10 protein-coding genes and 1 tRNA gene are annotated in these 9,716 nt (G+C 39.4%); 6 read left to right on the forward strand and 5 right to left on the reverse strand.

Annotation, left to right across the window (positions count from 1 at the left end):
• Positions 1-103 precede the first annotated feature (103 nt).
• The 3 genes from WS40_RS11625 to WS40_RS09580 form a co-directional block, all read right to left on the reverse strand.
• Positions 104-310 (reverse strand): DUF4314 domain-containing protein, encoded by a 207-nt coding sequence (locus tag WS40_RS11625; protein WP_272125531.1) that lies wholly within the window; start codon positions 308-310, stop codon positions 104-106.
• Between the two features lie 92 nt (positions 311-402).
• Positions 403-486, reverse strand: a tRNA-Leu gene (locus WS40_RS09575).
• A gap of 98 nt (positions 487-584) precedes the next feature.
• Entirely contained in the window at positions 585-896 is a 312-nt protein-coding gene (locus WS40_RS09580) for a thioredoxin family protein (RefSeq protein ID WP_046441879.1), read from the reverse strand.
• 373 nt (positions 897-1,269) lie between these two features.
• Between WS40_RS09580 and WS40_RS09585 the strand changes: the two genes are divergently transcribed.
• From WS40_RS09585 to WS40_RS09605, 5 genes are all read left to right on the forward strand, one after another.
• Positions 1,270-2,337, forward strand: a complete 1,068-nt coding sequence (locus WS40_RS09585) for a sulfate/molybdate ABC transporter ATP-binding protein (protein ID WP_046441881.1) — start codon at positions 1,270-1,272, stop codon at positions 2,335-2,337.
• A 16-nt stretch (positions 2,338-2,353) separates the two neighbouring features.
• Positions 2,354-3,130 carry an ABC transporter permease gene (locus WS40_RS09590; RefSeq protein WP_046441882.1) on the forward strand — a complete coding sequence of 259 codons (777 nt, stop codon included), beginning with the start codon at positions 2,354-2,356 and terminating at the stop codon, positions 3,128-3,130.
• Positions 3,131-3,155: 25 nt separating this feature from the next.
• Positions 3,156-4,208 (forward strand): ABC transporter substrate-binding protein, encoded by a 1,053-nt coding sequence (locus WS40_RS09595; protein WP_046441884.1) that lies wholly within the window; start codon positions 3,156-3,158, stop codon positions 4,206-4,208.
• A 17-nt stretch (positions 4,209-4,225) separates the two neighbouring features.
• Positions 4,226-5,716 (forward strand): aryl-sulfate sulfotransferase, encoded by a 1,491-nt coding sequence (locus tag WS40_RS09600; protein ID WP_046441886.1) that lies wholly within the window; start codon positions 4,226-4,228, stop codon positions 5,714-5,716.
• Positions 5,717-5,878: 162 nt separating this feature from the next.
• Positions 5,879-6,547 (forward strand): redox-sensing transcriptional repressor Rex, encoded by a 669-nt coding sequence (locus tag WS40_RS09605; RefSeq protein ID WP_038671796.1) that lies wholly within the window; start codon positions 5,879-5,881, stop codon positions 6,545-6,547.
• A gap of 48 nt (positions 6,548-6,595) precedes the next feature.
• Here the strand turns inward: WS40_RS09605 and WS40_RS09610 are convergent, their stop codons facing one another.
• Complete coding sequence (locus WS40_RS09610) at positions 6,596-7,186, reverse strand: hypothetical protein (protein ID WP_046441888.1); 591 nt, start codon at positions 7,184-7,186, stop codon at positions 6,596-6,598.
• Positions 7,187-7,397: 211 nt separating this feature from the next.
• Entirely contained in the window at positions 7,398-8,156 is a 759-nt protein-coding gene (locus tag WS40_RS09615) for a phosphotransferase family protein (RefSeq protein WP_022288440.1), read from the reverse strand.
• Positions 8,157-8,644: 488 nt separating this feature from the next.
• Here WS40_RS09615 and WS40_RS09620 point away from each other — a divergent pair.
• On the forward strand, positions 8,645-9,716 hold a 1,072-nt coding region (locus WS40_RS09620), incomplete at its 3' end, for an aldehyde dehydrogenase family protein (protein WP_046441891.1).

The following is a 9,716-nucleotide window of genomic DNA, read 5'->3' on the forward strand; positions in this document are numbered from 1 at the left end:
TGCTTCTTTTCTCAACTTTGTTCATTTTGCCTATTGATTTTTCTTAGCAGGTTTCCGATTTTTCCAACAAAAAAACGGTCAAGCTTTTTTCAAAACTAGACCGTCACATTGATATATTCATTTCTTCATCTTCTGTTGACTCACTATCTTCACTTACGATATGGAAATCGTCCACACCAGGGATAACTCCGAGCGTTCTGCCGTTATCAAAGACGCAATGCACAGTGCCGATATCATCCATATGTTCGATATTTTTTTGTTGTGTAGGGTTCGACTTCCTTTTTGGTGAAAACCGGTGAAAAGCATCCACGGTTTTACACCTGAAATTTTTACCCTCAAAACGCAAAAAAAGCTCGTAAATACGAGCTTTTCGAGGTGTGCATCTATTTTATTGCACAAGTATGGTGCGGGTGACAGGACTTGAACCTGCACGGTGTTGCCAATAGAACCTAAATCTATCGCGTCTGCCAATTCCGCCACACCCGCATACAAAACAACATTATTATTTTATCATAAACTCCCTACTTTGTCAAGACCTTTTGCTCAAAAAAATGCCCGATGCTCAAAACATCGGACTGATTTTTTTATAATCTCTTAATATTGTCAAGAATTATCAGCTTGTGTGTAAAACCCTCAAGCTTGTTTTTGATATCACCGTTCTTTATAAAAAGGAGTGTTGGCAGTGCTGTAACGTCATATCTCTTCGCAAGATCTGGCTGAGAGGTGATATCACACTTAGCTATGATAGCGGTTTTTCCAAGCTCCTCTGCAGCTTCGTTAAGCCCTGCCTCTGTTCTTTTACAGTGAACACAGGTAGGTGAGTAAAATTCTATAACAAGCGGTTTGTCTGCTGATATCAGCTCGTTGTAATTCTGGTTTGTCAGTTCAGTAAGCATTTTTTTATTTCCTCCAATATATATTATATTATTCATATAGTTTTACTATGAATACAGTGATTATATCACTATTTACGCACTTTGTCAAGAGTATTATCAAACATTTCTGTATATCATATTTCTCACATATGTTAGTTATGAATAAAATGTACAACAATAATAAAGTATTCCTATCATATATGTATGATTTCACAAAAATCATTTATAACTATTGACATTTCCATAAAATCATGTATAATAAAAGCATACTAATCATATCGACTTGATATGAATTGAAAGTGAGGAGCTTAAATTGTCAAAGATTAATAAGCGAATGCAGCGATGTTGACACTGGAACTATCACAGTAATATATCTTAATTGGAGTTGTCAGCTATGTATATAGAATTAAAAAACATTAATAAAAGCTTTGGCGATTTTAAAGCTTCGGATAACGTAAGTTTCGGTATTGAAAAGGGAAAGCTTATCGGTCTGCTTGGACCGAGCGGCAGCGGTAAAACAACTATCCTGCGTATGCTTGCAGGTTTGGAAAAACAGGATAGCGGCGATATTATTATAGATGGTAAAAATGTCAACAAACTTCCATCAAATGAAAGAGGTATCGGATTTGTTTTTCAAAGCTATGCGCTCTTCCCTTTTATGACAGTTTACGATAATATAGCTTATGGTCTGAAGGTTCAGAAAAAAGATAAGAAGTTTATCAAACAACGTGTGGCTGAGCTTCTTGAACTTGTTGGCTTGCCTGACGTTGGCAAGCGTTATCCTGACCAGCTCAGCGGAGGTCAAAGGCAGCGTATCGCTCTTGCAAGAGCACTAGCACCTCAGCCTGAACTCCTTCTACTTGACGAACCTTTTGCAGCTATCGACGCAAAGGTAAGAAAAGAACTGAGAACATGGCTTCGTGATACAATTGATAAAATAGGCATAACTAGCATTTTCGTTACACACGATCAGGACGAAGCAATAGAGGTCGCAGACGAAATTGTTATCACAAACAAAGGCAGAGTTGAGCAGATAGGCAATCCAGTTGAGATATACCTTGAACCTAAAACTCCTTTTGTTGCTCAGTTTATCGGTCAGTCCGCAGTTATCGAGGACTACAGCAAGCTCAAAGGCTTTGAAACAGCAGAGGGCAAGACTTCAGCTATAATCAGACCTGAGTTTATCGAGATAAACAAATTTGAAGACAGCGAGTATCATCAGTTTGAAAGCTCAATGGAGGATGCCGTTGTGGAAGAAGTTTCATTCAGAGGAAACGCCTTTGAGGTTAAAGCTTCCATAGACGGTATCTCAGTAACAGGCAGATATCCGCTGAACGCTTCCCGTCTGAAAAAAGGTGATAAGGTAAAAGTACTTATCAAGAAGCTTTACACTATTGATGAAAACACGACAAATATTCTCGTAAACAAAGCTCTTGATGACTCAGAGCTGTACTATATTTAATAAGGAGGACATTAAAATGAAAAATAATAAAATAAAGTCCTCTGCTATACAGAAGATACTAAAATGTGGCATCATATCATGGGTAGCAATAATTGCCCTTTGGGGAATAGGATCTTTGAAATATGATGAATATTTTCTTCCAAGCCCAAAGGAAACGATCGACAGCATGGAGGAACTTATCAAAGACGGAACTCTTTGGAGTGACATTGTTGCAAGCGTCGGAAGAGTAATAAAAGGCTGGCTACTTTCAATAATTTTTGCTGTTCCTATGGGTCTTATTGTAGGAAATTTCAGACCTGTACGCTGGCTCGTTGAACCTATACTTAGCTTTTTCAGATTTGTGCCTGCTATTGCATTGACGACACTCTTTCTAATGTGGTTCGGAGTAGGCGAAGAATCAAAAGTAGCACTTATTTTCTACGCATCATTCTTCCCTATGTTCGTAAACACTATAGCGGGTGTGGCTTCAACTGATAAGCAGCTCGTGGAAGCAGCTTCCTGCATGGGGGCAAAAAAAGCAAGAGTTTTTTTCACAGTAGTTGTACCATCAGCGGTATCTAATATCTACACTGGAATAAGACTAGGACTTAGCTCAGCTATCATCTGTGTTGTGGCAGCTGAAATGCTGGTCGGCAGTGATGGCCTTGGTTATCTTATAAACAGCTCGAAGCTTTATTACAAAACAAGCTGGGCTTTTGCAGGAATCGTCACACTTGCTGTGATTGGCTTTGCTGCTGACAGGATCCTGCAGTTTATTGGCAAGAAAAAACTTAAACACTTTGACGTAAAATAATTAATTTAACAGGAGAGATTTAAAAATGAACATAAAAAAGATAATCGCAATAATAGCATCGACAGCATTGACAGTAACTCTTCTTGCATCATGCGGTAGTTCATCAAGCGGAAAAACCGCAAAGAAGGTTACCAAAGACGGTAAAGAGCTTAGCGTTTTGAGAGTTGCGAACATGACAGGTCAGCCAGATCAGTATGCCGACTATATCGGTATGGAGCAAGGAATATTTGAGAAATATGGTATATCTCTCGAAACATCAGAATACGCTGCCGGCATTAACACAGTTGACGCTATTGCAACAGGCACAGCAGATACAGGACTGCTTGCAGATTTTGCTGCTGTAAACAGAATTGGAAATACTCTCGATAACACTAATCTTGTGATTTTTTCAGATCTAAGTTCTAGCGTTTCATATAATGGTGGCCTTTTTGTTGCACCAAAATACAAAGATGATCTTGATGCTTTAGATGAAAGTGAAGGATGGATAACTTCTATTGGAACAGTTTCAGAATACTTCAACTGGCAGGCTCAGACTTATTTAGGACTTGACCCGTCAAAGCAGAAAAACGTCAACACAGATTCCATATCAACTCAGATAGCAGTTGCACATAACGGTGAGGCATCAGCCGCTATCGTTACAGGCTCAGCTATAAAAAAATATGAAGCAGAGGGCTGGACTCAGATCGCATCTGCAAAAGATATAGGGATAAACGTATCTGCTTATCTTATAACATCAAGCGACTTTGCAAAGAACAATACTGAAACTCTTACGAACTATCTTAAAGCACTTGATGAAAGCGTTAAATACATAAATGACAACTTAGATGAGTCGGCTGAAAAAATATCAAAGAAATATGGAATCGAACCAGATGATTTCAAAACAAACTGGGAACAGTACAGTATTAAACTGGGACTTTCTGAGGAAGCTGCATCTCATCTTGATGAAATAAATAAGTGGGCGTATGAGAATGGTAAATATCCAAACAGTTACAACATAAGGGATTTTTATTATCCAGACTCAGCAAAAAAAGCATTTTCAGATAACGTTACGGCAGACCTGACAAAAGCAGACAAATAAACAAGGAGGAATCAGATATGGGTTATCCAAGCATTTATCCAACAGGAGTTACAATATACAACAAAGAAAAAGCCTACAGCGGTTATACGATCTTCCCGTCCGCTAAAGGTGCTCTGCTCATAGATATGAATGGCAATGAAGTTAAGCTTTGGGCTGGACTGGGAGGATTTCCTAACAAAATACTCCCAGGCGGATATGTAATGGGCACAACAGGAGCAAGAGGAGGTAAATATGCATATCAGGATCAACTTGATCTTGTTCAGGTAGACTGGGACGGTCATATCGTATGGAAATTCGACAAAACTGAACTTGTTGCCGACCCTGGTAAAGAACCGGTCTATATGGCTAGACAGCACCATGATTTTCAGCGTGAGGGCAGCACTGTGGGTTACTATTATCCAAATGGTGAGCCAAAGACAGACAGTGGCAATACACTTATCCTTACTCACGAGAACCTCTACAACCACGATATTTCAGACAAAAGACTTATCGACGATAAGATCATCGAAGTGGATTGGGAAGGCAATATAATTTGGAGCTGGCGTGCAAGCGACCACTTTGATGAGCTTGGCTTTGACGAGGCCGCAAAGAACGCATTGTTCAGAAACCCTGGTCTTCACGGTGAGGCAGGTGGAGATTGGATGCACATAAACAACTTCTCTACCCTTGGCGAAAATAAGTGGTATGACGCAGGCGACAAACGCTTCCACCCAGACAATATCATATTTGACGCAAGAAACTCAAACATACTCGGAATTATCGAGAAATCAACAGGTAAGATAGTATGGCGTGTAGGTCCTAACTTCAACGAAAGCGAAGCCACAAAGAAGCTTGGCTGGATAATTGGTCAGCACCACCTGCACATGATACCAAAGGGACTTCCTGGAGAGGGCGACCTGTTGGTATTCGATAACGGTGGCGAGGGTGGCTACGGCACACCTAACCCTGCTTCCCTCACAGGCGTGAACAATGCACACAGAGATTACTCAAGAGTTCTTCAATTCAATCCTGTTACACTTGAAATAACATGGCAGTACACTCCCCTTGAAGCAGGAAATCTGCTTTTTACTGACGCTTCTAAGTTCTATAGCTCATACATCAGCTCTGCACAGCGACTTCCGAACGGAAACACTCTTATTACGGAAGGTTCAGATGGACATCTTCTTGAGGTCACACCTGACCATGAAATAGTTTGGGAATTTGTAAACCCTTATTTCAAGAATTTTGCTGGAACATTCAAAAGCAACATGATCTACAGAGCTTATCGTGTACCATACGAGTGGATACCACAGCTTGAAAAGCCTGTTGAGACCTCTATCGAGCCTATCGACATTACAAAGTTCAGAGTACTGGGTGCTTCTATTGGCGAGGGCACAGGGCTTGTTACAGCCGTTGACGGGATCGATCCAACAAAAAGAGTTCCTCTCACAGGTTCAGGAAATGAAGAAGATGATGAAGAACGCATCGACTTCTGTGTTGCTTCTGTAAAGAAAAAAGATCTAGAATAAAATTAATGTACATAAGGCAGCTTCTGTAAAACGAGGCTGCTTTTTTTAAGACCGCAGAGAGTTTACAAGTCCTTGACAAAAGAAAAGATTAGTGCTATTATATTATATGATATTGTTATTTATTTATCAATCATGTTTATTAGTAAAGGAAAGTGTAAATATATGTCTAAAGACGGTTCGATATCCGCATCAGTAATAAAACGACTGCCACGTTATTATAGATTTTTAGGTGAGCTTCAAAAAGAAGGACTTGAAAGAATATCTTCAAGGGAGCTTTCTGAGAGAATGAAGCTCACGGCTTCACAAATAAGACAAGACCTTAACTGCTTTGGCGGATTCGGTCAGCAGGGATATGGCTATCACGTTGACGAGCTTAGAATGGAAATAGGCAAGATACTCGGAGTAGACAAACATTTCAAGACCATACTTATCGGTGCAGGAAACCTCGGTAAAGCTATCGCCACACATATTAACTTTGAAACAAGGGGCTGCAATCTCATTGGCATATTTGATATAAACCCTAAGCTCACTGGTGAAGTGGTAGGAAACATACCGATTCGTCACACTAATGATATAGAAAGCTTTTGCGAAGCAAACTCCCCTGTTGTAGCTGTGCTTTGTATACCGAAGGCAAACACTCAGGCTATTGCAGACCAGCTTGTAAATCTTGGTCTGAAAGCGTTCTGGAATTTTTCACATTATGATCTTAGCATCGACTATGAAAACATAGTTGTGGAAAATGTCCATTTGGGTGACAGCCTGCTTACACTTACATATGCAACAAATATCATCACAAGCACTGATACTGACAACAGCGAAGAGATCGAATAAAAAAATCACACCAGAAAATTTTCTGGTGTGATTTTTTTATATAAAGTATTAGCGAACTGTTTTAACCGCGGCTGTTTCAACAACTGCAGCAAGATGGTCGTTAACCTCTTTGCTCTGATAGTACTCAGCAAAAGACTCAGTTACTTGATCTGCCCATGACTCTGTAGATTGAGTTTTAACATCCTCGGTATTGATTTTTTCGGCACTTCCTGTTTCATCATCAAGAACGTAAAGCTTATCTGATGCGACCTCGGCAGCGACAGTTGCCACCTTTGTCAACACATCGTCATTTTTATCATATATAACAAAAATGTAACAATTCTTTTTGTTCACAGTCTTAGTGCCTGTATAACCATAAAGCCTTTTGGTTTTTTCTGCCAAAGGATATATCTCCTTGCAGACATCTACGACCTGATTAAACGAATCAACAGCCTCATCTGGTATCTTTTCAAGAGTGCTTCTGTCAGGGAGTGAAGTAGTTTCGTCTGGCACTTCATCAGTAACCTCTGTCTGAGCTGTCGTTACGTCATTATTTGTAAGATTAACATTATTTTCTGTTTTATTATCGGCATTTTTTCCACAAGCCGGCAAAGCAAACATAGTGCAAACTATAGCAACAGCTATCATTAGCTTTTTCATATTGATCCTCCGAATAACCTCTGTAGTCCTAAATCATTATGTCATATTTCAACAGTTTCACATTATATCACATGAAAATTACTCTGTAAAGGGATTATAAAGAATTGTAACAAAATATCCCGATTATGACGAAACTCATAATCGGGATAAATCATTTTTTAGCTATTTGCACAATAAGAGGTTACAAATTTGTTACAACCTGACGAAAAGACTAATCGTAATCTACAACGTCGATCCACTTCATGAGCAGATCCTTCTCCTCTGGTTTGCCCTTAATGAGCTGTGCTGCTGCAACGATCGGCAACCAAGCCTGTACATACTGCTTAGATGTTCCGCTCTTTACGCAATACTTATCAAGATAAGCCTCAGCAAGATCAGGATTATTAAGGCAGAACAGCAGGTATGTTCTTGCAACGTCAGCAGAAGCATTGCCTTGTCTAGCAGAACCCCAATTGATAACATAAGTACCTTCGTCATTGATGATAACGTTCTTTGGCTCAAAGTTACCATGGCAAAGCTTGATGTGCTTTGGCATTGAATCAAGTCTTGTGAGAAGCTCATACTTCTTTATCTCGTCGATCTGACCAAGAGTCTTGATCTGTCTTGCCATCTTATCTTTCAGCTTTGAAAGAAGTGGCATATACTGAGCGTGTATCTCGCACTGAATGTCGATAAACTGGTTAAGATACGTGTCTTTCTTGTCTGGATTTTCGTCCATAAGCTGCTGAAGAGTCTTACCTTTTATAAAGTCCATTGTTATAGCCCATTTGCCGTCGATAACGGAAACCTCGTGAAGAACAGGCATCTTTATAAAGGAATTGCCAAGTGTTGTTTCAACTCTTGCGTGTGTAAGAGCCGCATACAGACACTTTTCCTTGTATTCAGGCTTCTTATAGATCCTCACTGCCATTCCATCAGATTCATAAACATCATAGATGTCGCTGGATGCTACAAAGTTATCAAGTTTCATAAGTCATATCTCCTTTTATTTTAAAATATGGTATTAAGTCGAGTTTCAGAGTATACATCAATTTTTCAACAGCCTTATTGTGTAAAATTACCTTTACATCTCCGTGCTTTCTATGTATCTCTGTTATGTCTATATTATACTACAGATTTTCTAAATGTCAAGCACTTTTTCGTTATTTTCACAACTGTTTTATTTTTGTTTAGTTTTTATCTTATATTTATTAATCTTTTTCCAGACAGCATAAATGATAATTTTTTATCAATCTGATTTCTTTTGTGCAATTTGACGGTCATGAATTGTTAATCTATCATAAAACAATGTTCAATATTTATGTATATTGCATAATAAAACGACGTAAAATATCAAAAAAGCTGTAACTTTATAAGATTGACAAAAAAATAACAATCGTATATAATATAGTTAAGATAAAACCCCTACGGGAGTTATCAAGAGTAAAAACAATAATTAATTTATTGGAGGTTTATTTTATGGCAAAGAGTGAAGCTAAAACAGTCGGCATCGTCGATACAGAGGAAGCTTTGACTGCTAAGATCGCTGAAGTAAGAGCTGCACAGGCTATCTTCGCTACCTACACACAGGAGCAGGTAGATAAGATTTTCAAGGCTGCTGCTATCGCTGCTAACAAGGCAAGAATCCCACTTGCAAAGATGGCTGTTGAGGAAACAGGCATGGGTATCGTTGAAGACAAGGTTATCAAGAACAACTATGCTGCTGAGCACATCTACAATAAGTACAAGAATGTTCAGACTTGTGGTGTTTTTGAGGAAAATAAGGCTTACGGCACAATGAGAATTTACGAGCCTATCGGTCTTATCGCTGCTGTTATCCCAACAACAAACCCAACTTCTACTGCTATATTCAAGACACTTATCTGTCTTAAGACAAGAAATGGTATCATAATCTCACCACACCCAAGAGCAAAGAAGTCAACTATCGCTGCTGCTAAGATCGTTTATGATGCAGCTGTTGCAGCAGGTGCTCCAAAGGGTATCATCGGTTGGATCGATGTTCCTTCTCTTGAACTCACAAATATGATAATGAGAGAGTCTGACACAATCCTCGCTACAGGCGGTCCTGGAATGGTAAAGGCTGCTTACTCATCTGGTACACCAGCTCTCGGTGTTGGCGCCGGTAACGCATCAGCTATCATCGATTCTTCTGCTGATATCGTAAACGCTGTAAACTCTATCATTCATTCTAAGACATTTGATAACGGTATGATCTGTGCTACAGAGCAGACAGTTATCGCTGATAAGACAGTTTACAACGATGTTAAGAAGGAATTCATCAAGAGAGGTTGCTACTTCCTTAACGATGAAGAGGCTGACAAGATAAGAAAGACAATGCTTATCAACGGTGCTCTTAATGCTAAGATCGTTGGTCAGCGTCCTGTAACTATCGCTAAGATGGCTGGCTTTGAAGTTCCAGAGGATACAAAGGTACTCATCGGCGAGGCTACAAGCACAGCTCCAGAAGAGGCTTTCGGTCACGAAAAGCTCACAACTATCCTTGGTATGTACAAGTCAAAGAACTTTGACG

Origin of the sequence: Ruminococcus sp. N15.MGS-57 (assembly GCF_000980385.1) — a bacterium.
Classification (GTDB): domain Bacteria; phylum Bacillota; class Clostridia; order Oscillospirales; family Ruminococcaceae; genus Hominimerdicola; species Hominimerdicola aceti.